Below are 21,462 nucleotides of genomic sequence, written 5' to 3'. Positions count from 1 at the left end.
AACAGGCCGTCAGACCGCGAAGAAGACGGTTTCGCCATCGCCCTGCAATCGGATGTCGAAGCGGTAGCCCCGCTCGTCGGCGGTGGCCAGCAGGGTGCCGCGGCGCGCCGAGTCCACTTCGGAGAGCACCGGGTCGGCGGCGTTGGCCTGCTCCTCGTCCGGGAAGTAGACGCGGGTGACCACCCGGTTGAGCATGCCGCGCGCCAGCACGGTCACGTCGATGTGCGGCGCCTCGGTCGCACCGCCCGGAGTGGGCAGCGGGCCCGGCTTGACGGTGCGGAACCAGAACTGGCCCTCGGAATCGGTCGGGCACCGGCCGAAGCCCTGCCACGACGAGGATTGCGGGCGCGGGTCGTCTGGGTGGTCGAAGCGGCCCTGCTCGTCGGCCTGCCAGATCTCGACCAGCCCATCCGGGACCGGATCCCCGTTGCCGTCGGTGAGCTTCCCGTGCAGCACGAACGCGCCCGCGTGATCGGCGGCGACGACCTCCGGGCCGTCTTCCCAGAGCATTCCGTCGGGCAGCGCGAAGAACGGGCCGATCGTCTGGGACGGCGTGGTCGCCGGGGGAGTGGGGGCAGCCATCAGTCGTCGTCCTCCTCGTCTTCGAACACCGAGCCCTCCGGGCCGCGCAGCACCATGTCGAACTTGTAGCTCAGCGCCCACTCCGGAACGCTCGTGTCGAGGTCGAAGCGGGAGATCATCCGTTCCCGCGCCTTCTCGTCGCGCACCGAGTTGAAGATCGGGTCCTGGTAGAACAGCGGATCGCCGGGGAAGTACATCTGGGTGATCAAGCGCTGGGTGAACGCCTGCCCGCACAGCGAGAAGTGGATGTGCGCCGGACGCCAGGCGTTGTCGTGGTTGCGCCACGGGTAGGCGCCGGGCTTGATGGTGATGAACTTGTAGTTGCCCTCGGCGTCGGTCATGCACCGGCCGGTCCCGGAGAAGTTCGGGTCCAGCGGCGCCGGGTGGCGGTCGCCCTGGTGCAGGTAGCGGCCTGCGGCGTTGGCCTGCCAGAGCTCGACCAGCGTGTTGGGCACCGGCTTGCCGCCGGAGTCCAGCACCCGACCGCTGACGATGATGCGCTCGCCCTGCGGCTCGCCGTCGTGCTGCACGGTCAGGTCGTGGTCGTGTTCGCCGCAGCGGTCCTGGCCCAGCAGCGGCCCGGTGATCTCGGTGAGGTGCTGGGGCAGGTACTGCAGCGGCTGCTTCGGGTACCGCAGCGCGGATGAGCCGTATCCGGGCGTGTTCAGCGCCGGGTGGGACTGGTCGTCGCGCCCGTAGGTGGGCAGCACCAGCCCGGCTGGCGAGCGGGTTTGTTCTGTGGTCATCGCGGCTCCTCGTACTCAACGCTGTCAGACGTGCGGGACGACTGCCAGTATTCGGCCGGGTTCACTTCGCGCCTGCTGAGATGGTCGCCTGCAACTCGCGCAGCACGGTCAGCTCGGTTTCGCTGGGCGGTTGCTGCACGGTCGGTTCTTCGACGACCCGCAACGGCCAGCCGGCCGCCGCCTTCGCCTGCTCGACCGTGGCACCGGGGCTGAGCTGGGTGAGGGTGAGTTCGCAGGTCTCCGGGTCGGGTTCCAGCACGCCCAGGTCGGTGATCACCTTGACCGGACCCCGGCCGCGCAGGCCGAGCTTCTCCCGGTCGCCCTTGCCGGTGCCGTAGCCGACCGAGGTGACGAAGTCGAGCTTCGAAACGAAGCTGCGCGGGCTCATCCGCATCACGATGAGCACTTCGCGGCAGGACGCGGCGATCTCCGGGGCACCACCGGCACCGGGCAGCCGGACCTTCGGGTTGGCGTAGTCGCCGCCGATCACGGTGGTGTTGATGTTGCCGAAGCGGTCCACCTGCGCGCCGCCGAGGAAGCCGATGTCGATGCGGCCGGGCTGCAACCAGTAGTTGAAGATCTCCGGGACGCTGATCACCGAGTCGGCGGTGTCGGCGAGCACGCCGTCGCCGATGGACAGCGGCAACCGGTCGGGCTTGGCGCCGAGCGTGCCCGACTCGTAGATCAGCACCAGGTTCGGGGCGTGCGTGCGCCGGGCCAGGTTCGCGGCCGTGCTGGGCAGGCCGATGCCGACGAAGCACTTCGCGCCGTCGCGCAGCGATCGGGCGGCACCGACGGCCATCATCTCGTCGGAGGTGAACTCCGTCATCGAGCGCTCCTCTCAGCGTCTTGCGGGGCACCCGCACCCATGACGTCGGTCTGCAGCCAGTTCTCGAACTTCTCGCGGTCCCGTCCGATCGGGTCCCACTGCTGGTAGTAGCCGTTGTCCCGCTCGTAGTAGCCCTGCGCGTAGGACGGTCGGGCACCGCCGGGGACCTCCGCGACGGCGGTAACCACCCACTGCGGCAGCACCACCGCGCCGGGGCGGGGGGTGAGTTCGTCGACGATCTCCTCGACGGTGACCAGGGAACGCGCCGAGGCCAGCACGGTCTCCTTCTGCACCCCGGTGATGCCCCACATCTGCACGTTGCCCGCCCGGTCGGCCTGCTGGGCGTGGATGATGCCGACGTCCGGGTTGACCGCCGGGACCGCGGCCAGCTGCTCGCCGGTGAAGGGGCATTCGATCGTCTTGATCGTGTCGGTCTGCCCCGGCAGGTCGGTGCCCGCGTAGCCGCGCAGGACGGCGAAGGGCAGCCCGGCGGCGCCAGCGGCGTAGCGGTTGGCCATCCCGGCGTGGCTGTGCTCCTCGATCTCCAGCGGCACCGGCCAGGAGTTCTGGATGGCGTCGCGGAAGCGGTGCAGCGAGCCGACACCGGGGTTGCCGCCCCAGGAGAAGATCAGCTTCCGCGCGCAGCCCGCGCCGATCAGCTGGTCGTAGACGATGTCCGGTGTCATCCGGATCAGCGTCAGGTCCCTGCGGCGCTGCCGGATGATCTCGTGCCCGGCGGCGACCGGGATCAGGTGGGTGAAGCCCTCCAGGGCCACGGTGTCGCCGTCGTGGACCAGCTCCGCGATGGCCTCGTCGAGCCGCAGGATGCGTGCCACCCAGACCACTCCCTGTTGTGCGCATAGTGAACGTTCGTGCAGTGTGCGAACGATAAGCCAACGTTGCGCGAGGGGTCAAGGACGTTACAACCGCTTTGCCGGTTCGCAGCGGCAGAAAACGTTCGACGGCGGTATATCGTGGCCGCGATGCGAACGCCGCCGCTTGACGTGGTCCGCGCGCTCTGCGCAGCGCTGCAGGACAGGGGAGTGGTCGTCGCGCTGGGCGGCTCGGGATTGCTCGCCGCACTGGGGCTCGTCGACCAGGTGCGGGACTGGGATCTGACCACCGACGCCGACCCGGACGTGGTCGCCGAGGTGCTGCGCGAGGCTGGCTGGCCGTTTCGCGACGCGGCGGTGCGCGACGGGATCTACCGCACCCGCGAACGGTTCGTGGTGGCCGCCGACAACCACGAGGTGGACGTGCTGGTCGGCTTCGCCGTCGTCGACGACGGCCGAGTGGTGACGTTCCCGACGCGCGTCACCGGGCACTGGCGCGGCCTGCCGCTGGCCGATCCGGACGTCTGGGCGCGGGCCTACCGGGCGATCGGCCGACCGGGCCGGGCGGAGCTGCTGGAGAAGCGTCAGAGATAACCGGTTTCGGGCAGCCCGGCGCAGGGCAGGCCGAACACGTTGATCGCCGCTTCCGCGGCGGCGGTCGCCTGCAGGTATCCAGTCTCGCCCCAGGAGAGCAGGTCACCGGCTTTGCCGGGGTGCACCAGGAGTCGGCGGTAGATCCGGCCGCTGTCCGGATCCGGTTCCGGCGGGTGCACCGCGGTGATCAGCGCGGCCATCCGGACCTGGGCGTACGGCGAGATCCCGTCGTCCACGCACTGGTAGCCGAGGTAGTGCGGTTCGCCGATGCCGACGGTCACCTCTTCCCAGGTCTCCCGGCGCAGGATGTCGACGTACTCGACCTCGCCGGGCTCGGGACGCCCACCCGGCAGCGAGTGCTTGTTGCCGTCGAGGCGGATCAGCAGCCGACCGTCCGGGACGAACAGGAACCCGTACACCTGCCGCACTGGCAGGCCCTCGGGCACAGCGCTGGTGTGCCAGGTGAATTTGGGCATCGCTGCTGGTCCCTTCCACGCCACTGGAAAAGATCACCCTAACCGAGGACCACCCCGAATTCCTCGATCGGCGCGCTGCCGGTCAGCCGAAGTCGAGTACCAGCTTGCCCGTCGAAGCGGCCTCGGCGAGTTCCGTGAGTGCCCGGCTCGCCTGGTCCAGCGGCAGCACGCGGTGCACATGGGGTCGGATCCGCTCGTCGGCGACCGCGGGCAGCAGCCGGGTGCGGATGTCCTCGGCGATGCGGGCCCGCTCGGTGTCGCCGCGGGTGCGGAAGGTGGTGCCGATCAGGCGGACGCGGCGGTAGGCGAGCCGGTCGACATCGATGGTCGAGGTGTGTCCGCCCGTCCGGCCGACCTGCACGACGGTGCCGCCGAGCCGGGTCGCCGCGATGCATCCGTCGAGCAGCGCGCCGCCGACGTGGTCGATGACCAGGTCGACGCCCGCGCCGCGGGTCGCGGCGAGCACGGTTTCGGCGAGATCGTCGGTGCGGGTGTTGACGGCCTGCGCGCCGCGCGTGGTGAGCAGCAGTTCTTTCCGCGCGCTGGTGGTCGTCGCGAGCACCTGCGCCGCACCGGCCCACCGGGCGATGTCGATGGCCACCAGCCCGACACCGGAGGTGGCGGCGGTTACGAGCACCCGTTGCCCAGCGGCGAGCTGGCCCTGGTCGATCAGCGCGTCGTACTCGGTCATCAGCGCCGATGGCAGGGCGGCGGCCGCGGCCCAATCGATGCGCTCCGGTACGGGCAGCGCGATCCGGTGGTCGAGGGCGACGACGTCGGCGAAGGCGCCGTCGACCATCGCCATCACGCGATCCCCGGGCCGGGTCCCGGAAACCGCACTGCCGACCGCCGTGACGACACCGGCGAGATCCGAGCCGACGAGGTGCGGTCGACCGGTTCTTCGCGGTGCGGAGGCGTAGGTGCCCGCGAGCTCGTCGAGATCCGCTCGGTTCAGCGCGGCGGCGCGGACCTCGACGACGATCTCGGTCGCGTCCGGTTCCGGCACCGCGAGGTCGTGCCGCTCCCGCCAAACCGGCGTGCCAGCAGCTGTTTCGAGGACGATCGCGCGCATCTGCTGGTTCTACCTCTCGGCTGTGCCGATGTCCGGTGTGGGGTTTGTGACGGAATAGAGATGTGACTCGGTTCACATTTCATGTTCGGGTTGGTAAACCGGATCAGCCGTAACCGCTCCCCTCCAGGAGGCAACGTGGCCACCCAGCGGGAACACGAGTTACCAGAGGAAGGGGCTCTCGCCCCGGAACTGCCCAGCAGATTCCTCCCCGCCGCAACCTATCGGAACATGCCCGAACCCCGTTCCTTCAAATCGATCTTCGGCGCCAGCATCATCCTCACCGCCACGGCGATCGGCTCCGGCGAGTTCGTGCTGTGGCCCTACATCACCTCGCAGGTCGGCCTGGTGCTGATGTGGACGGCGGTGCTGGGCTTCTTCATGCAGTACATCCTCAACATGGAGATCTCGCGCTACACGCTGGCCACCGGCGAGACGGCGGTCACCGGCTTCACCCGCATCTGGGCGCCGCTGGGCGTGATCGTGATGCTGATGGCGATCATCCCGAACCTGTGGCCGGGTTGGGCCACCGGCGCGGCCACCATCGTGACCTACGTGGCCGGGGCCGGCGCTCCGGTGCCGATCGCGATCGTGGCGATGGTGGCCATCGGTGCCGCGCTGACGCTGTCCAAAGTGGTCTACAAGACGGTGGAGCGCATCGAGTTGGTGCTCGTCGGCGGCATCACGGTGTTCCTGGTGGTCGCGGTCGTGGTGGGCACCGGACTGTCGGACTGGGCGGCGTTCGGCGCCAGTTTCGCCTACGTGGGGCAACTTCCGCCGATGGAGGAAGTCGGTGGTATCGCCGCGCTGCTGGGCGCCATCGCGTTCGCCGGTGCCGGTGGCGGCAACAACCTGGTGCAGAGCAACTGGGTGCGCGACAAGCGGATGGGCATGGGCCAGTTCCTGCCCCGGGTGACCTCGCCGTTCACCGGGCAGGAGGAGGCCGCGGCGGGTACCGGGTACATGTTCCTGGACAGCGCGGACAACCGCCGCCGCTGGAAGGCCTGGTGGCGGGTGGCCAACGTCGAGCAGTTCGGCACGTTCTTCGTGCTGGGCTGCGGAACCCTGGTGATCATGTCGGTGCTGGCCTTCGCCACGGTGTACGGCATGCCGCTGCCGGAGGACGACTTCGACTTCATCCGGGAGCAGGGCAACGTCTTCGCCGATCGGTTCGGCGACTGGTTCCGCACGTCCTTCTGGGTCGCCGGAACCATCGCGCTGTTCTCCACCCAGCTGGGCATCATGGACTGGGTCAGCCGGTTGACCGCCGACAGCCTGAAGGTGACGTTCTTCCGCAACAGCACCCGGATCACCGAGAGCCGCATCTACTTCGTGGTGGTGTGGGTGCTGATCGTCGCCGGTTCGGCGATCCTGCTCTCCGGCACCGACCAGCCGCTGGCGCTCATCCTGATCTCGTCATCGGCGGGCGGCGTCGTGATGTTCCTGTACTCGATGCTGTTGATCTACATCAACCGGCGGTTCCTGCCCCGCTCGATCCGGCTGACCAGCTGGCGCCTGGTGATGATGTTCGTGGCGGTGCTCTTCTACGGCTACTTCTCCATCTCCCTGCTGCTGGACCAGTTCGGAAAACTGTTCTGAGTCAACGTTTTTCGACGCAGCTGGCGGGGCCGTGCGGCGTTTGAGCCGGGACTCGTCAACCGGCCAGCGACAAGAACATCAGGAGGAGCAGTGCCGTTACCAACATCGAGCCAGCAACGATCGCAAGGCGTTGCGCCAAGATCTGGCTCCGGGCGATGGTCGCTGCGGTGGCCACCGCCACCGCCAGCGGGATCAGTGCCACGCACAACACTTCTAGAGTCGCGATTCCCATGCTCCTTCCGCGATGGCTTGTGCGCGATCTACGTCCCACCAACCGGATGCGCCCCGCCTGCGAGCAGTGATCACGCTCCCGAACCGAACCTCGCCACGCGCTTATCGGACATCGCGCCCAGCGAAAACGCGCTTCCGAGCCTGCTGGAGACTCGGGTATGGAAGCACCGAGGCGGGTAGAAGTACACCGCCGCACGGTGAACAACGCTCTCGCGCTCGGGGAACTATTCGTTCTTCCAGGAAGTCGACGTCGAGAATGCGGGATACCCGTGTACGGGGGAGATCAGCATCGCCACCAACGGTGGTTCTGGCCTCGGTGTGACGTGATCAATATCGCAACGCTATGGCTCGCCAGTGTTTTGATATCAGTGAGGTATTGCGGCGGCTCGGTGGGCATGTTGAGAATCTCCGTCCATGGATGCGGATGTCGTCGTGGTGGGGCTCGGTACCGTGGGGGCGATGGCCAGTTGGCGCCTCGCCGAGGTCCATGGCGCGCGGGTCATCGGCGTGGAGCGGCATGCGCTCGGGCACGACTTCGGGGGCTACGCGGGCGAGTCGCGGTTGTTCCGCACCGGGTACCACGAAAGTCCGGAGTACGTCCCGATGCTGCTGCAGGCGCGGGAGCTCTGGCAGGAGTTGCAGCAGGGTGGGCAGCGGACGCTGTTCCACCCCGCGGGCGTGCTGTCGATCGGTGCTCCGACGATCACGCCGATGCGCAACGTGCTTGTCTCGGTGCAACAGCACGGGATCGCTCACGAGGTGCTCGACGCGGCTGAGCTGGCGCGCCGGTTCCCCCAGCACGGGTCGATCACCGACGAGATCGGGGTTCTCGACAAGCTCGGCGGCGTGCTGCGGCCCGAGTCCGCGGTGCACGAAGCGCTGCGCCGGGCGCGGCGGGCAGGTGCGGAGCTGATCGACAACGCCCCGGTCACCGCGGTCGAGCCGGTTCCCGGTGGCGTGCGCGTGACGACCGAGCAGGGCGTCCGCACCGCGAAGCACGTCGTCGTCACCGCCGGAGCGTGGGCGGCGCAGCTCCTGCCGGAACTGCGGGCGCTGCTCGACATTCGTCCGCTCGTGCTGACCTGGTTCGCCCCCGAAGACCCCGCGCGGTACGCGCCGGAGGTCTTCCCCGGTTTCATCCGCGATCTCGGAGACGTGCACCTGTTCGGCATCCCGAGCCTCGACGGTGCCCTGGTGAAAGCGGGCTGGGCCGACGCCTGGGGTTCGATCGAGGACCCCGCTGGGCTGACCCGCTTCCTGGAGCCGCGCGCCATGGCCGGGGTGGGCCGCGACGTCCACGCGCTGCTGCCGGAACTGCCCGCGCAGCCGAGTAGGCACTCGGTCCACATGGACGCCTACACCCCGGACCGGCGGGCCGTCATCGGTACGGTCCAGCCCGGCGTGGCGGTCGTCGCCGGGCTATCCGGGCACGGTTTCAAACTCGCGCCCGCGTTCGGCGAGATCGCGGCCCGTTTCGTCCTCGGACTGCCGCAGCAGCACGACATCTCGCGGTTCTCCCCGGATCGGTTCGGGGGCTGATGTGGAACTCCGGCTGCTGCGCCACTTCGTGGCCGTGTACGAGGAGCGCAGCTTCACCGCCGCGGCACGGCGCCTGCACACCGCGCAACCACCGGTGAGCCAGGCGATCGCGAACCTCGAACAGGAACTCGGGGTGCGGTTGTTCGAGCGGACCAGCCGCTCGGTGTTGCCGACCGCCGCCGCCGACGTGCTCTACCCGGAGGCCCTGTTCCTGCTCCGGAGGGCCGCGGAGGCGCGGACCCTGGTGCGCGGGGACGCTGGTCTCACCCCGGTCCGGATCGCGGCGGTGACCTCCGCGTTCCCGGCCCTGCTCCCGGTGTTGCTGCCGGAACTGCCGCAGTGGGACCCCGTGGTGGTCGACCTCGGCAGCTCCGAGCAGCGGCACGCTCTCGCAGCCGGGCGCGTCGACCTCGCCATCCTCCGGGAGTGGGAGGACCCTTCTCCGGACCAGATCGTGCTCGCCGACGAACGACTGCTGTTGGCCGTTCCGGTCGGGCACCCGCTGGCCGGGGCTGACACCGCGTCCCTGCGCAGCGTCGCCACCGAGCGGATCGTGCTGTTCGCCCGGGACCGCGCTCCGGTCGCCTTCGACGCGATCGCCGCCGCCTGCGCGGAGGCCGGTTTCTCCGCCGAACCGGTGGCCCACGTGCAAAGCGAACAGGCGATGCTGGGCCTGGTCTCGGCTGGTCTCGGCGTGGCCATAGTCTCCGAGATCCTCGGACTCACGCCCTGGCCCGGCGTGCGCTTCCTCCGCCTTCCCGGCACGACCGCGCGCTCGCCGTTGCGCGCCAGGGTCGCCAGCGGGGATCCGCTCGGGTTGCTACCGGTTGTCGCGCGCGCCTTCCGGTCGGCCCAGCACGCGCTCGGCTTCGGCGGGGACGACCCCGCTCAAGGCCGTGCGCACCGTCCCACCGCCTCCGACGCCGAGCAGGCCGCGGAGGGCAACGCACCAGCACCGTAGGAGTGCCCATGGATTACTCAGCCTGGTCCCTGCTCGTGGACGCCGGACTCATCGGCCTGCTCCTCGTGGTCGGAGCCGCGCTCCGCGCGACCGTCCGACCGCTCCAGACGCTGATGGTCCCGGCCAGCGTGCTCGCCGGTGTGCTCGGGCTCGTGCTCGGGCCCGAGGGACTCGGCCTCCTGCCGTTCTCCGAGCAGCTGGGCACGTATTCGTCGGTGCTCATCGTGGTCGTGTTCGCCTGCCTCGCGCTGACCGACGACCTCGACCTCCGGCGGCTCGGTCGCTCGGTGGCCGGGTTCGCGAGCTACGGCGTGCTGATGTACGCGGCGCAGGTCGCCCTCGGCGTCCTGTTGGGACTGCTGGTGCTGGGCCCGCTGTTCGGCACGCCCGACGGGTTCGGTCTGCTGCTGTTCGCCGGATGGGCTGGCGGATTCGGCTCAGCCGCGGCGATGGGAACCGTCTTCGGCGACGGCGGCTGGGCCGAAGCGCAGTCGCTGGCCTTCACCTCCGCGACGGTCGGATTGCTGGTCGGCATCGTCGGCGGCATCGCCCAGGCCAAGATCGGCGCGAAACGGGGGCACGCCAGGGAATTCGAGGGGCTGGGCGCGCTGCCCGAGCACGTCCGAACCGGAGTCCTGCGCCCGGAAGGGGACCGGCCCGCGATCGGCACGCACACGTTCTCGGGCGGCGCGATCGAGTCGTTGAGCTTCCAGGCGGGGATCGTCCTGGTGATCTCCGCGGCGGCGTACGGGGTCAACACGCTGCTCGGCGAGGTCTTCCCAGCGGTGTCGTTCCCGCTGTTCTCGATCGCGTTCCTGGTCGGGCTGGTCGTCCGCGCGCTGCTGTCCGCCACCCGGACGCGCCGCCTCGTCGATCCCGAGTCGATCAAGTCGATCTCCGGAAGCGCCACCGACGTGCTCGTGGTCTGCGGCATCGCCTCGATCGTGCCGAGCTTCGTGGCCGACTACTGGGTGCCGCTGCTCGTCCTGTTCGTCGTCGGGCTGGCGCTGTGCCTGCTGCTCGGCCTCGGCGTCGCGCCGCGGATGCTCGGCGACGCGTGGTTCGAGAAGCAGATCTTCACCTGGGGTTGGGCGACCGGTTCGGTCTCGACCGGAATCGCGCTGCTGCGCATCATCGATCCGCGGCTGCGTTCCCGGACCTTGGAGGACTTCGCCATCGCCTACCTGCCGATCCTGCCGGTCGAGGTGACCGCGGTGACCTTCACCCCGGTGCTCGCGCTCGCCGGGGCGAGCTGGGCCATCGCGGGGATCTGGGGCGCGGTCGCGGCACTCGCGCTGGTCCTGCCTCTCGTGTTCGGCTGGCGGGCACCAACCCGAGCCGGGGACCGCGTGTCGGAACCGACCAGGTGACCAGAGACACCGGGCGGATCATTCGCTGCGGATGCCGAGTTGTGCGCAGGTCGCCTGGTCCAGGTAGTCCAGGGCCAGGCGGCGGAAGACGTAGTCCGGGACGGAGTGGGCGTATCCGATGTCCGGATCGGACACCTGACCGCAGGGCTCGAAGTGCATGCCGACGTACCTCGCCACGTACCGCTCCAACGGCACGCCGTGCTGCAGGCCCAGCGACACGGCGGCCGACAAGCTGTCCAGGAATCCGCTGACCGGGCTGCCTTGGCGGTCGACGTGCACCCACAGTTCGCCCAGCTTGCCGTCCGGGTAGGCGTTGGTGGTCAGGTGGCCCGGGACGCCGCCGACGTCGAACCGGACGGTGTAGCCGTGGCGGCGGCGCGGGGGCTGCTGGTGCGCGGCGTGCTGTTCCATCCGGATGATCGGGCGTCTGCGGTGCTGGGCGACTTCGGTGCGGGCCATGCCGAAAGGCGCTCCTTCGGATCGGGAGTCCTATATGGACAATGCGGGACGGTACCGCAGCGGCACGCCACCGGATCGGCCGGGCAGCGGCTTCAGGCCCGGGCTCGGGCCCGCAGCGCCCCGTTGGACATCGACACCTCCGTGCCGAAGCAGGCGCTCACCCGCGCCAGCGTCGCGCACAGCCACGCGGCGTCGACGTCCGACGCCGGGTGCAGGCGCAGCCGCCTGGCCTGCATCGGCAGCATCCGCAGGTCGACGAGTTCACCGGAAGGGGTCAGCGACGGGAAGAACAGCAGGCGCAGATCGTCCCGGTACTGCTCGTAGCCGGGAATGCCCTCGTAGTCGTCGATGAAGTCGCCGCAGCCGTAGAGCACCAGCCGGTCGTGGTAGATCTCGATCGGTCTCGGGTGGTGCGAGGAGTGCCCGTGCACCACGTGCACCCCGCCGTCGACCAGCAGGTGCGCGAAGCGGATCTGGTCGGCTTCGACCTGGTAGTGCCAGTTCGTGCCCCAGTGCAGCGAGACGATCACGATGTCACCGGGCCGGGTCCGCTCGCGGATCTCGCCGGTGATCTCGGCGGCTCGTCGATCGGAGAGGTCGGGCAGGAAGTTGACCCCGGACCGCCGCGACGTCGCCGCCCAGCCCGCCGGGATGCCGCTGGAGGCCGCTCCGAAGCCGAACACCACGATCCGGCCGTGCGAGGTGCCGAGCACCGCCGGTCGCCGCGCCTCGGTGGCGTCGTGCCCGGCACCCACCCAGCGCAACCCGGCCAGGGACAGCGCGTGCAGCGTGTCGGCGAGTCCGCGGCGGCCGAAGTCCAGCACGTGGTTGTTGGCCAGGTTGCACACGTCCGGCCGACCGGCGCTCACACACCCCACGTTGTCCGGGTTCATCCGGTAGTGCACGCCTTTTCGCGGCGCGAAGTCATCGCTGCGGGTGATGCTGGACTCCAGGTTGATCACCCGGACATCGGGCGCGGCGGCCTCCAGCGCGCGCAGTGCGTCACCCCAGGGCCAGTCGAAGCCGACCGGGCTGCCGATCGGGCCGTTGCGCGCCTCGGCCGCCGCGACGTAGCTGCGGGCGTCGCGCAGGAAGTGCTCGTGCAGCCGGGGATCGCCCGGGTGCGGCAGGATCTGGTCGACGCCGCGACCCGGCATCACATCGCCGCACAGGAACAGCCGGATCAGGTCCATCCCCGTTCCCCCGGATTCCCTCCGGGACCCGCGCTACGTCCGCGGCGCGGTCACTTCTGCCGGTCGTCCTCGTCGGGGTCGTCGCGCAGCTCGGCTTTCAGGATGCGCATCGACTGGCCCAGGCCGCGGGCGGCTGCGGGCAGCCGCTTCGCGCCGAAGAGGACCACCAGGACGCCGATCACGATCAGCCAATGGGTAACTCCGAACGTGCCGCTGAACACAGCTACCTCCTCCAATGCGCCAGCACTACCGGGTGGTGTCCGCATCCAGGATGCCTCGCGGTGGCCACCTGGCGCCGCCCCAGGTCAGCGCCAGGCGAAAACCGGTTGTTCCAGGTCGGCCACCCGGGTGTCCCGGCCGTGCAGCACCACCTCGGTGAACTGGTGCAGGACCGCCGCGGTCGGCGCGTGGACGAGGGTGTCCAGCAGCGGCAGCTGGATGACCGGCCGGTCGGATTCGGCGATCCGCACGTACCTGGGCGTGACGTCCAGTTCGGTCAGCGGCACCAGGTCGACGCGGGCGACCTCCGCCGGGTTGGGAGTCAGCCGAGGCGCCGCACCGATCCACACCACGATCGGCGTGATCACGTAGCCGGATCGCGTCGCGTAGTCGTCCAGTTGGCCGAGCACGTTGCGCGCCCGTGCGGCCACGCCGAGTTCCTCGCGCAGTTCGCGCAGCGCGGCTTGCCGTGCGTCCTCGCCGGGATCCAGCCGTCCGCCGGGCAGCGCGAACTGACCGGCGTGCGCGCGCAGCGTCGCGGCTCGTCGGGTCAGCCAGACGCCCGGCTCGCCGCCATCGCTGGCCAGCGCGATCGCGACCGCCGCCGCCCGGCGGCTCTGCAGCGGGATGCGCCTGGTGCGGAACCGGTCCAGCCGGGCGGCGACGTGCCGCCGGAGGTCATCGGGACTGGGCGGTAGCTGCGGGTGGTCTTGGTCGTCCATCGCGGTCCTTTCGCTGGCGACGCGGTCCTTTCGCTGGCGGCGCCGGGATCACTCGGGCGGCAGGCCCCGGCTGAGCAGTTCGAAGGCTTCGTCGAGGAAGTCGTGCAGGTCGGTCTCCGGCGGCGCCCGGTGCCAGGACTGGATGGAGCTGCGCATCGCGGTGATCGCGGTGGCCGACAGCAGCCGGATGTAGCGGTCCTCGCGATCCCGACCGAGCCGGTGCGCCAGCCCGTCGGCCAAGGCCGCTTCCAGGGCTCGTGAGGCGGTCACGACCCGGCGCATCAGTTCGGGCTGGTCGCGCAGCAGCAGTGCCTGGTCCCGCCAGATGGGTGCGGCCATCGCGGTGTCGATGGCCGCGCCGAGCACGGTGTGCGCCACCCGCAGCGGGGAGTGCTCGGCGGGCTGCGCCAGCACCCGCTGCGCGGTGCTCTCGACGATGTCGGGATCCCACGGCACCAGCACTTCTTCCTTGGCGGTGAAGTAGTTGAAGAAGGTCCGCGGCGACACCTCGGCGCGGGCGCAGATGTCCTCGATGGTGACCGCTTCGACGCCGTGCTCCAGGAACAGCCGGATGGCCGCCCGTTGCAGCGCCTGCCGGGTGGCCCGCTTCTTGCGCTCGCGCAGCCCGCGAGACGTGCCCGTGCCCCCGGGAGACGTGCCCCCGCGAGACGTGCCAGTGCCGCTGTCGAGGGCGGTTGTGGTGTTGGCCATCCGCAGCGTCCGTTTCTCCAGGGGCGAGCGTCGCGCGCAACGGTCCGGACATCTCCGGCAAACCGTTGTTGCACACCTGCATTTTTGCACAGACTGCAGAAATACGTTAGTGTCGCTAATCGTTAACGGGCAGTTCTCGCCGACAGCGCTGGTCGCGCCGGGCGATTCGAACCGGTGCAGTGCCGCACCCCCGTCTCGTCGCGAGGAGGTTTCTTGACCGAGGCACAGCCGAGTTCGCTGGTGCGCACGTTGGCTTCGACCCTGTGGTTCCCGATGTTCTTCATCGTCGGGTTCATGCTCTGCTACCTGCTGCCGTTCCACGCCCCAGCGCCGCACCACATGCCGGTGGCGGTGGTCGGCGAGCAGGCCGCGCAGCAGCTCGACGCCACCTTCGCCAAGGCGATGCCCGGCGGCATCAACGTCACCGCGGTGCCCGACGAGCACGGCGCCCGCGAGGCGATCATGCAGCGCAACGCGGTCGCCGCCTACGACCCCGCCGACGGGCAGCTGTTCTACGCCAAGGCCAACGGCTCCGCGCTGCTGATGGTGCTGCAACAGGTGTTCACACCGGTCGCCGCGGCTGGCGGCCACCCCTTGGCGCCCACCGACCTGGCCCCGTCCGCGCCCGGCGACGTGATGGGCACCGGCCTGTTCTACTGCCTGCTGGCGATGAACATGCCGCCGTACGTGACGGTGATGATGCTGGTGCGCGCGGCGCTGAGCGCCCGGCAGAAGCTGCTGGCACTGGTCGGGGTCGGCGTTTTCGCCACCGTGGTCTGCTACTTCACCGCGCTGTCGATGGGCGTGATCTACAACCGGCCGATCCTGCTGCCGATCGGCTTCCTGCTCACCCAGGCGGTCGGGTGGACGGCGTTCGGCCTGGTGCCGTTCGTCAAGCAGTTCATCCCCGGCGTGGCGATGGGCCTGTTCGTGCTGCTGAGCATGCCCTCCAGCAGCGGAGCCATCCCGAAGGAACTGGTGCCCTCGTTCTTCCAGTCGCTGCACCGGTTCTTGCCGCTGGGACAGGCCGTCGACTCGATGCGCGGCATCCTGTACTTCAACGGCGCGGGCGCCCTGCCCGCCGTCCTCGGGCTGGTCGCGTGGTGTGCGTTCGGCGTCCTGCTGGTGGTGTTCAACCAGCTGCGCACCAGACGAAAGCAGGCCGCGGACCCCGAGGCGGTGACCGTCGCGGGCAGCTACGAGCACGAGGACGACAGCGGTGTCGTGGTGGATCCGGCGATCGAGGCCCCAAAACCCGCGCACCACCACACGCTGGCCGGTACCGTTTCCGCCGCCGGCGGCGCATCGGTGCCGGGCGCGATCGTGACCGTCACCGATTCGACCGGGACGCAGCTGGCGCACCTGGTGACCTCGAACTCCGGCGAGTACGAGGTGCACGACCTGCCGGGCAAGTACGTCACGGTGGTCATCTCGGCGCCGGGCATGCACCCCGCGGTGGACCGGGTGGCGGTGCGGCCAGGACGCATCGCGGGCTACGACTTCGTGCTGGAACCCGAGCCGAGACACCACCGGACGGCGGCGCGGGCACACTGATCAGTCCGATGTGGACGCATCCGCGCCACGTTTCGCCAGTGAAATAGCGCGCCTTCCGACAGATCAGGCGCGGGCCTTTCGGCTGATGGCGTAGTAGATTGCGCTCAGCAGCGCGAAGAACGGCAGGCCCGCCCACCAGGCGACCGAGAGGTCGTCGATGAACGCGGTGGACACCAGGATCGCCGCGAGGAACAGGATCGCCACGATCCCGGTCACCGGCGCGCCGCGCAGCCGGACCTTGGGCAGCGGCAGGCCCTCGGCGGCGCGGGAGCGGCGGAACGCCAGGTGCGTGAGGAGGATCAGGATCCACACCACCAGCGCACCGAAGATGGACAACCCGAACAACGCCAGGTAGGCGGCGTTTCCCTGCGCCGCCGACAGCACCGTGGCGATGAGCAGCCCGGCGGCGCTGAGCAGCAGCGCGTGGCGGGGTACGCCGCGTCGGCTCAACCGCGCGGTCCAGCGCGGCGCATAGCCGTGCCCGGCGAGGGAATGCAGCATCCGGGTGCACAGGTACAGGTTGGTGTTCGCGCTGGACAGCGCCGCGGTGAGCACCACGAAGTTCATCAGCAGCGCGGCGAACGGGATTCCGGCGGCGCCGAAGACGGTCACGAACGGGCTCTCGCTGACCCCGTCGGTCTGCGCCACCACGGTCCAGGGCACCACGGTCAGCACCAGCGCGATGGCCAGCAGGTAGAACAGCGACAGGCGCAGCACCATCTGCCGGGCCGCGCGGGGGATGTCGCGCTCCGGGTTCTCCGACTCGGCGGCGGTCACCGACACGACCTCCGTGCCGATGAAGCTGAACAGCGCGAACACCATCGCCAGGTACAGGCCGCTCAGCCCGTTCGGCAGGAATCCGCCGTGCGCGGTCAGATTCCCGAACCCGGTGGGCTCGGCGTTGGGCAGCCCCACGGTCACCAGCGCGATCCCCAGCAGGATGAACACCACGATCGCGGTGACCTTGATCATCGCGAACCAGTACTCGAAGGTGCCGAACAACCCGACCGCACCCGCGTTCACCGCCAGGATCAGCACCGAGAACACCACCACGGGAACCCACAGCGGTAACTGCGGCCACCAGAACTGGGTGTAGATCCCGGCCGCGATCAGCTCGCCGCCGACCGCGATGACCTGGATCGTCCAGTACGTCCAGCGCACCACGAACCCGGCCCACGGGCCCAGGTAGCGGTGCGCGATCGCGCCGAAGGCGCCCGCCTCCGGGTGCTGCACGACCATTTCGGCCAGCGCCCAGGCGATCACCAGCGCGACCAGTGCGCACGCGAGGTAGGCGAGCACGGTGGCTGGTCCGGCCTGCGAGATGGCCAGCCCGGAGCCCAGGAACAACCCGGTGCCGATCGCGCCGCCGAGGCCGATCATCGTCACCTGGCGGTGCGTCAGCACGCGGCGCAGCTGGCCGCCGGATCCGGTGTCGTCCTCGGTGGATCTGCCCGTGGTGGAGTCCATCTCAGCTCCCGGAGCGGCGGTAGTCGGTGATGGCCGCCGCGACGGCGTCCACATCGGATTCATCGTTGTAGAAGTGGAAGGACATCCGCAGGATGGTGCCGCGCGGGCTGGTCGCGATGCGCCGTTCGGCGAGCCAGGCGGCCAACTTGTTCGGATCGTCCTCGGACAGCGCGACCTGCGGTCCGCGCGCCGCGGGATCGGTCGGCGACCACAGCCGCTCACCGGCCGCCAGCAACCGGTCCTGCAGCGCCTGGGTCAACCGCCGGATGTGCTCGTGCACGGTCGGTGCGTCCAGCCGGTTGACCAGCTCCAGGCCCGCGTTCGCGCCGTAGGCGGAGGGAATGCTCGGGGTGCCGCTCTCGTAGCGGCTGGCGCGGGCCGGGTGGTCGATCGAGCGCGGATCGAACTCGTACGGGTTGTCGCGGCCGAACCAACCGGTCAGCTGCGGCGCCACCGCGTCGCGCACACCCCGGCGCGCGTACAGGAACGCGATACCGGGAATGCCGAGCACGTACTTCAGCGCGCCCGCGACGAGGAAATCGCAGCCCAGTTCCTTGACGTCGATGTGGTGCACGCCCGCGGCCTGGTAGGCGTCGACGAACGTGGTCGCACCCTGTTGCTTCGCGCGGGCGATCACTTCGCGCGTCGGCAGCACGAGGCCGTTGCGGTAGGACACCAGCGGCACCGACACCAGCTCGGCGCGTTCGTCGATCGCGTCGAGGTAGTCCTCGGTGCGCACCCGCCCATCCGTCTGTCCGATGTGGACGACCTCGGCACCGCGCGGGCGCTGGGCCAGCCACACGTGCGCGATGGAGGGGAACTCCATGTCGGTGGTGATGATCCGAGGCCGATCGGTGTAGCTCCTGGTCGACGCCGCCTGGAAGGCGCCTTCGGAGGCGTTGGAGAGCACCGCGACCTCGTCCGGTTCGGCGCCGATGAGCCGGGCGAAACCGCGTCGCGCCTGTTCGACCTGCTGCATCCAGATCTCCCACGCCGATCCGTGCACCTCAAGGGTGCGCTGGTACTCCGCGAGGGCGTCGCCGAGCTGCCGGGACGGCGCGCCCTGGCTGCAACTGGCCAGGTGCACGTGCTCGGTCAGCGACGGGAAGTAGCCGCGGAACAGGCTCGGATCGGTGATGGCGGTTGGGGCAGCGTTCACGGTGCGGTTCCTCGGTGTGCGGTGGATTCAGTAGCTGGGCGGGGTTACCGAGACCAGGAAGGTGTTGGCGTCGGCGCCCGGGTTGACGAATCGGTGCGGGGTTCGCGAATCGAAGTAGCAGCTGTCGCCCGGCGCCAGCCGGATCACGGTTTCGCCGACTTCGACGAGCAGTTCGCCGGTCTGCGCGAGCACGCATTCTTCGGAGGGGTGGCTCCAGGGGCGATCGGTCGACGCCGCACCCGGTTCCAGGCAGCCCTCCAGCAGTTCCAGGCGGCCCGAGCCGGGGGAGATGCGGGTGTAGCTGATCCCGCCGTGCGGCGAGCTGACCGTCATCCGCCGGTCGCGGCGGACCACCGCCACCTGCTGGCGGTCTTCTCCGGCGAAGAGGCTGAACAGCGGCACTTCGAGGGTTCTCGCCAGGCGACGCAGCGTCTCCAGGCTGGGGTCGTGGATGCTGCGCTCGACCTGGCTGAGCAGTCCGGTGGACAGTCCGGTGCGTTCGGCCAGTTGTTTGAGGGTCAGGTTTCGTTCGCGGCGCAGCTCGCGCAGATGCGGGCCGATCATGACGGGCTTTCGGGGTGGGTGAAGGGTTTCAGCGAGAATGAATCTTCGGATGGGCGAAGTCAATAGCCGCCGCACGCGAGGTCCGCACCGGCCGCGCGGGAGTCGGAGTGGGTTTCGGCACGCCGGTGGGTTCTGGTCGGGGCCGGACGTCGGACGTAGGATGTTCGGGCAGGCTGGTTGGCGCAGATCGGTGGAGGCTTGATGGCGGGCGGCGGCAGGTTGCTGCAGGACAAGGTCGTGGACCTGATCCTGGAGTCCGGACTGCAACCCGGCGCACCGCTGCCGAGCGAACCCCAGCTGATGGCGCAGTTCGGCGCCAGCCGCAACTCCATCCGGGAGACGCTGCGCGCGCTGCACACCCTCGGCATCGTGGACATCCGGCACGGCTACGGGACTTTCGTCGGCGAGGCGCCGGTGACCGCGTTGCTGCCCGGCCTGCTGTTCCGCGCTCGGCAGTCGGCCCGGCAGGACGCCTCGACGCTGGCCGATTTCATCCAGCTGCGGCGGATCCTGGAGACCTCGTTGATCGCCGAGGTGCCCGCGAACGCTGACGACGCGCTGATCGGCGAGCTGGAGTCGTGCGTCGCCGAGATGCGCAGCGGCGACGTCGTCGAGGCCGACCGGCGGTTCCACCAGTTGTTGTACCGGCCGGTCGACAACGAGATCGCGGTCCAGCTCATCGACCTGTTCTGGACCGTCTACCACCGGGTGGAGGCGGAGATCGACCCGCCCGAGGTGGTGCGCGACGAGATCGGCGCCGAGCACCAGCGCATCGTCGACGCGATCCGCGCGGGGGACGCCGACGCGGCGGCCCAGGAGATGTCCCGGCACTTCTCCGACATAGAGCGACGATCGCGGCGCTTCATCGACAAGCAGCGGTAGCCCATGGCTCTGCCAGGCCACGCCCGCCACCGGCCTTGACAGTTCTAAGACGACCGGTCATATTGAAACCATGCCGAGGCCGAGCGTTCGCGAAGAAATCGTCGAAGCCGCGTTGGTGGAGTTGCACCGCCGTGGTTTCGCCGCCACTTCGGTCGACACCATCACCAAGGCGGCCGGGGTGCCCAAGGGCTCCTTCTACAACCACTTCAAGAGCAAAGAGGCCCTCGGGGTGGAGGCGCTGGCCCGCTACGTCACCGCCGTCGGCTGGCAAGCCGAAGGCGATCCCGAACTTTCGCCGCTGGATTGGCTGCGCGCGCGTTTCCAGCTGATGACCGACGTCTTGGTGGACAACGGATACACGCGCGGATGCCTGATCGGAAATCTTGGCGAGGAACTGGCGGACCAAAGCCAGGTGATCCGCGGTGCGGTCCAGACCTACCTGGCGGAGTGGTCGGACAGCATCGCCGAATCGCTGCGCGCCGCACAGGACCGTAGCGAACTCCCGCGCGATCTGGACGTCGACCGGATCGGGCGGTTCATCCTCAACGCGTGGCAGGGCGCACTGCTGCGCGCCAAGGTCGTCAAGAACTCCGAACCGCTGGACGACTTCTTCACGACCGTCTTCGACGAAATCCTGCGCTGAAAATCCCGATGAGGAGCTATGTCTACGTTTCGTGCGTTCGAAGTCACCGGATCACGCCAGTTCAAACTGGTGGAACGGCAATTGCGCGCGCCGCTGCCGGGCCAGGTGCGGCTGAAGGTGGAGAGCTGCGGAATCTGCCACACCGACATGCTGGCCGCGGAAGGGCTGCGCGCTGATCCGTCGCAGCCCATCGTCCCCGGCCACGAGATCATCGGTGTGATCGACGCGGTCGGAGACGGGGTTACCGGGTGGCAGGTCGGCGACCGGGTGGGGGTCGGCTTCCTCGGCGGCCACTGCGGGCAATGCGATCCCTGTCGGCGAGGCGATTTCGTCAACTGCACCGACCAGCCGCAGACCGGGACCACGGTGGACGGTGGCTATGCGGAGGTCACCTACGCCAGGCCCAGTGGTCTGGTGCGCGTCCCGGAGGGGCTGACCTCGGTGGCGGCCGCGCCGTTGTTGTGCGCGGGCTTCACCACGTTCAACGCGCTGCAGTCGCTGGACATCCGCCCGGGATCGCTGGTGGCCGTGCAGGGAATCGGCGGGCTGGGGCATCTCGGCGTGCAGTACGCCAGCAAGCTCGGCTACCGCGTCGCCGCCATCGCGCGGGGATCGGGCAAGGCCGAGTTGGCCGAGAAGCTGGGTGCGGATCACTACATCGACAGCGTCGCGGCGGACCCCGGCGCCGCCCTGCAGGCGCTCGGTGGTGCCGCCGCGATCATCGCCACCGCCACCAGCGGAGCCTCGATGTCGCCGCTGGCGACGGGCCTGGCACCGCACGGACACCTGGTGGTGGTCGGAGTCGCCGCCGATCCCATCTCGGTCAACACGCCCGACCTGATCTTCGGGCAGCGCACGCTCACCGGGAGCTTGACCGGCTCGGCGATCGAGAACGAGGACAACCTCGCCTTCAGCGCGGCCCGGGGAATCCAGTCCATGAACGAGGTCATGCCGCTCAGCGATGCGCCCAAGGCCTACGAGCACATGCTCTCCGGGGACGCCCGGTTCCGAGTCGTCCTCGACATGACCGCCTGAAGAACCTGTCTTCGAGGAAGAACGA

24 protein-coding genes are annotated in these 21,462 nt (G+C 69.5%); 9 read left to right on the top strand and 15 right to left on the bottom strand.

All coding sequences use genetic code 11. The features are described from left to right. Positions 1-9: 9 nt before the first annotated feature. From pcaG to ACTWQN_RS14110, 4 genes are all read right to left on the bottom strand, one after another. The gene (pcaG, locus tag ACTWQN_RS14125; RefSeq protein WP_443203902.1) at positions 10-582 is read right to left on the bottom strand and encodes a protocatechuate 3,4-dioxygenase subunit alpha; all 573 of its coding nucleotides are present in this window, start codon (positions 580-582) and stop codon (positions 10-12) included. Then, positions 582-1,328 carry a protocatechuate 3,4-dioxygenase subunit beta gene (gene pcaH / locus ACTWQN_RS14120; RefSeq protein ID WP_443203901.1) on the bottom strand — a complete coding sequence of 249 codons (747 nt, stop codon included), beginning with the start codon at positions 1,326-1,328 and terminating at the stop codon, positions 582-584. Before pcaH ends, pcaG begins: the two co-directional genes overlap by 1 nt. Before the next feature lie 61 nt (positions 1,329-1,389). Continuing rightward, positions 1,390-2,157, bottom strand: coding sequence for a CoA-transferase subunit beta (locus tag ACTWQN_RS14115; RefSeq protein WP_443203900.1), 768 nt, complete (start codon positions 2,155-2,157; stop codon positions 1,390-1,392). Further along, complete coding sequence (locus ACTWQN_RS14110) at positions 2,154-2,993, bottom strand: CoA transferase subunit A (RefSeq protein ID WP_443203899.1); 840 nt, start codon at positions 2,991-2,993, stop codon at positions 2,154-2,156. Before ACTWQN_RS14110 ends, ACTWQN_RS14115 begins: the two co-directional genes overlap by 4 nt. Before the next feature lie 147 nt (positions 2,994-3,140). Here ACTWQN_RS14110 and ACTWQN_RS14105 point away from each other — a divergent pair, with 147 nt between their 5' ends. Further along, positions 3,141-3,584, top strand: a complete 444-nt coding sequence (locus tag ACTWQN_RS14105) for a hypothetical protein (RefSeq protein WP_443203898.1) — start codon at positions 3,141-3,143, stop codon at positions 3,582-3,584. On the opposite strand, the gene ACTWQN_RS14100 is transcribed toward ACTWQN_RS14105, so the two are convergent. Both ACTWQN_RS14100 and ACTWQN_RS14095 read right to left on the bottom strand, forming a co-directional pair. Next, complete coding sequence (locus ACTWQN_RS14100) at positions 3,575-4,060, bottom strand: NUDIX domain-containing protein (protein WP_443203897.1); 486 nt, start codon at positions 4,058-4,060, stop codon at positions 3,575-3,577. The genes ACTWQN_RS14105 and ACTWQN_RS14100 overlap by 10 nt on opposite strands. A gap of 82 nt (positions 4,061-4,142) precedes the next feature. Continuing rightward, entirely contained in the window at positions 4,143-5,132 is a 990-nt protein-coding gene (locus tag ACTWQN_RS14095) for a quinone oxidoreductase family protein (protein ID WP_443203896.1), read from the bottom strand. Between the two features lie 228 nt (positions 5,133-5,360). Between ACTWQN_RS14095 and ACTWQN_RS14090 the strand changes: the two genes are divergently transcribed. Then, the gene (locus tag ACTWQN_RS14090) at positions 5,361-6,728 is read left to right on the top strand and encodes an Nramp family divalent metal transporter (protein ID WP_443203895.1); all 1,368 of its coding nucleotides are present in this window, start codon (positions 5,361-5,363) and stop codon (positions 6,726-6,728) included. Between the two features lie 55 nt (positions 6,729-6,783). Here the strand turns inward: ACTWQN_RS14090 and ACTWQN_RS14085 are convergent, their stop codons facing one another. Continuing rightward, positions 6,784-6,960 (bottom strand): hypothetical protein, encoded by a 177-nt coding sequence (locus tag ACTWQN_RS14085; RefSeq protein WP_443203894.1) that lies wholly within the window; start codon positions 6,958-6,960, stop codon positions 6,784-6,786. A gap of 413 nt (positions 6,961-7,373) precedes the next feature. On the opposite strand from ACTWQN_RS14085, the gene solA reads away from it, so the two are divergent. From solA to ACTWQN_RS14070, 3 genes are read left to right on the top strand one after another with little or no spacing between them, the layout of a single operon-like run. Next, positions 7,374-8,498 (top strand): N-methyl-L-tryptophan oxidase, encoded by a 1,125-nt coding sequence (gene solA, locus ACTWQN_RS14080; protein ID WP_443203893.1) that lies wholly within the window; start codon positions 7,374-7,376, stop codon positions 8,496-8,498. Between the two features lies 1 nt (position 8,499). Then, positions 8,500-9,459, top strand: a complete 960-nt coding sequence (locus ACTWQN_RS14075) for a LysR family transcriptional regulator (protein WP_443203892.1) — start codon at positions 8,500-8,502, stop codon at positions 9,457-9,459. A gap of 8 nt (positions 9,460-9,467) precedes the next feature. Beyond that, a complete protein-coding gene (locus ACTWQN_RS14070; protein ID WP_443203891.1) occupies positions 9,468-10,829 on the top strand; it encodes a sodium/glutamate symporter in 1,362 nt (453 codons plus the stop codon). Between the two features lie 18 nt (positions 10,830-10,847). Here the strand turns inward: ACTWQN_RS14070 and ACTWQN_RS14065 are convergent, their stop codons facing one another. The 5 genes from ACTWQN_RS14065 to ACTWQN_RS14045 form a co-directional block, all read right to left on the bottom strand. After that, positions 10,848-11,288 carry a TSCPD domain-containing protein gene (locus ACTWQN_RS14065; protein WP_443203890.1) on the bottom strand — a complete coding sequence of 147 codons (441 nt, stop codon included), beginning with the start codon at positions 11,286-11,288 and terminating at the stop codon, positions 10,848-10,850. Between the two features lie 92 nt (positions 11,289-11,380). Next, the gene (locus tag ACTWQN_RS14060) at positions 11,381-12,481 is read right to left on the bottom strand and encodes a CapA family protein (protein ID WP_443203889.1); all 1,101 of its coding nucleotides are present in this window, start codon (positions 12,479-12,481) and stop codon (positions 11,381-11,383) included. A gap of 50 nt (positions 12,482-12,531) precedes the next feature. Beyond that, entirely contained in the window at positions 12,532-12,702 is a 171-nt protein-coding gene (locus ACTWQN_RS14055; protein WP_443203888.1) for a Sec-independent protein translocase subunit TatA, read from the bottom strand. Positions 12,703-12,786: 84 nt separating this feature from the next. Then, a complete protein-coding gene (locus ACTWQN_RS14050; RefSeq protein ID WP_443203887.1) occupies positions 12,787-13,422 on the bottom strand; it encodes an NUDIX hydrolase in 636 nt (211 codons plus the stop codon). A 48-nt stretch (positions 13,423-13,470) separates the two neighbouring features. Then, positions 13,471-14,133: a TetR/AcrR family transcriptional regulator gene (locus tag ACTWQN_RS14045; RefSeq protein WP_443203886.1), complete on the bottom strand. Its 663-nt coding sequence runs from the start codon at positions 14,131-14,133 to the stop codon at positions 13,471-13,473. 213 nt (positions 14,134-14,346) lie between these two features. On the opposite strand from ACTWQN_RS14045, the gene ACTWQN_RS14040 reads away from it, so the two are divergent. Next, positions 14,347-15,687: a carboxypeptidase regulatory-like domain-containing protein gene (locus ACTWQN_RS14040; protein WP_443203885.1), complete on the top strand. Its 1,341-nt coding sequence runs from the start codon at positions 14,347-14,349 to the stop codon at positions 15,685-15,687. 63 nt (positions 15,688-15,750) lie between these two features. Here the strand turns inward: ACTWQN_RS14040 and ACTWQN_RS14035 are convergent, their stop codons facing one another. From ACTWQN_RS14035 to ACTWQN_RS14025, 3 genes are read right to left on the bottom strand one after another with little or no spacing between them, the layout of a single operon-like run. Continuing rightward, the gene (locus ACTWQN_RS14035) at positions 15,751-17,154 is read right to left on the bottom strand and encodes an amino acid permease (RefSeq protein WP_443203884.1); all 1,404 of its coding nucleotides are present in this window, start codon (positions 17,152-17,154) and stop codon (positions 15,751-15,753) included. A 1-nt stretch (position 17,155) separates the two neighbouring features. Beyond that, positions 17,156-18,313, bottom strand: coding sequence for an aminotransferase class V-fold PLP-dependent enzyme (locus ACTWQN_RS14030; protein ID WP_443203883.1), 1,158 nt, complete (start codon positions 18,311-18,313; stop codon positions 17,156-17,158). Positions 18,314-18,340: 27 nt separating this feature from the next. Continuing rightward, positions 18,341-18,877, bottom strand: coding sequence for a helix-turn-helix domain-containing protein (locus tag ACTWQN_RS14025; RefSeq protein ID WP_443203882.1), 537 nt, complete (start codon positions 18,875-18,877; stop codon positions 18,341-18,343). Between the two features lie 201 nt (positions 18,878-19,078). On the opposite strand from ACTWQN_RS14025, the gene ACTWQN_RS14020 reads away from it, so the two are divergent. The 3 genes from ACTWQN_RS14020 (at position 19,079) to ACTWQN_RS14010 (ending at position 21,437) form a co-directional block, all read left to right on the top strand. After that, on the top strand, positions 19,079-19,759 hold the full coding sequence (locus ACTWQN_RS14020) for a FadR/GntR family transcriptional regulator (RefSeq protein WP_443203881.1): 681 nt from the start codon (positions 19,079-19,081) through the stop codon (positions 19,757-19,759). A 70-nt stretch (positions 19,760-19,829) separates the two neighbouring features. Then, a complete protein-coding gene (locus tag ACTWQN_RS14015; protein ID WP_443203880.1) occupies positions 19,830-20,402 on the top strand; it encodes a TetR/AcrR family transcriptional regulator in 573 nt (190 codons plus the stop codon). Positions 20,403-20,420: 18 nt separating this feature from the next. Further along, entirely contained in the window at positions 20,421-21,437 is a 1,017-nt protein-coding gene (locus ACTWQN_RS14010; protein ID WP_443203879.1) for an alcohol dehydrogenase catalytic domain-containing protein, read from the top strand. Positions 21,438-21,462: the final 25 nt, after the last annotated feature.

Source organism: Saccharopolyspora antiqui (genome assembly GCF_052246905.1).
GTDB lineage: Bacteria > Actinomycetota > Actinomycetes > Mycobacteriales > Pseudonocardiaceae > Saccharopolyspora.
This window is presented reverse-complemented; position numbering and strand designations above follow the sequence as displayed.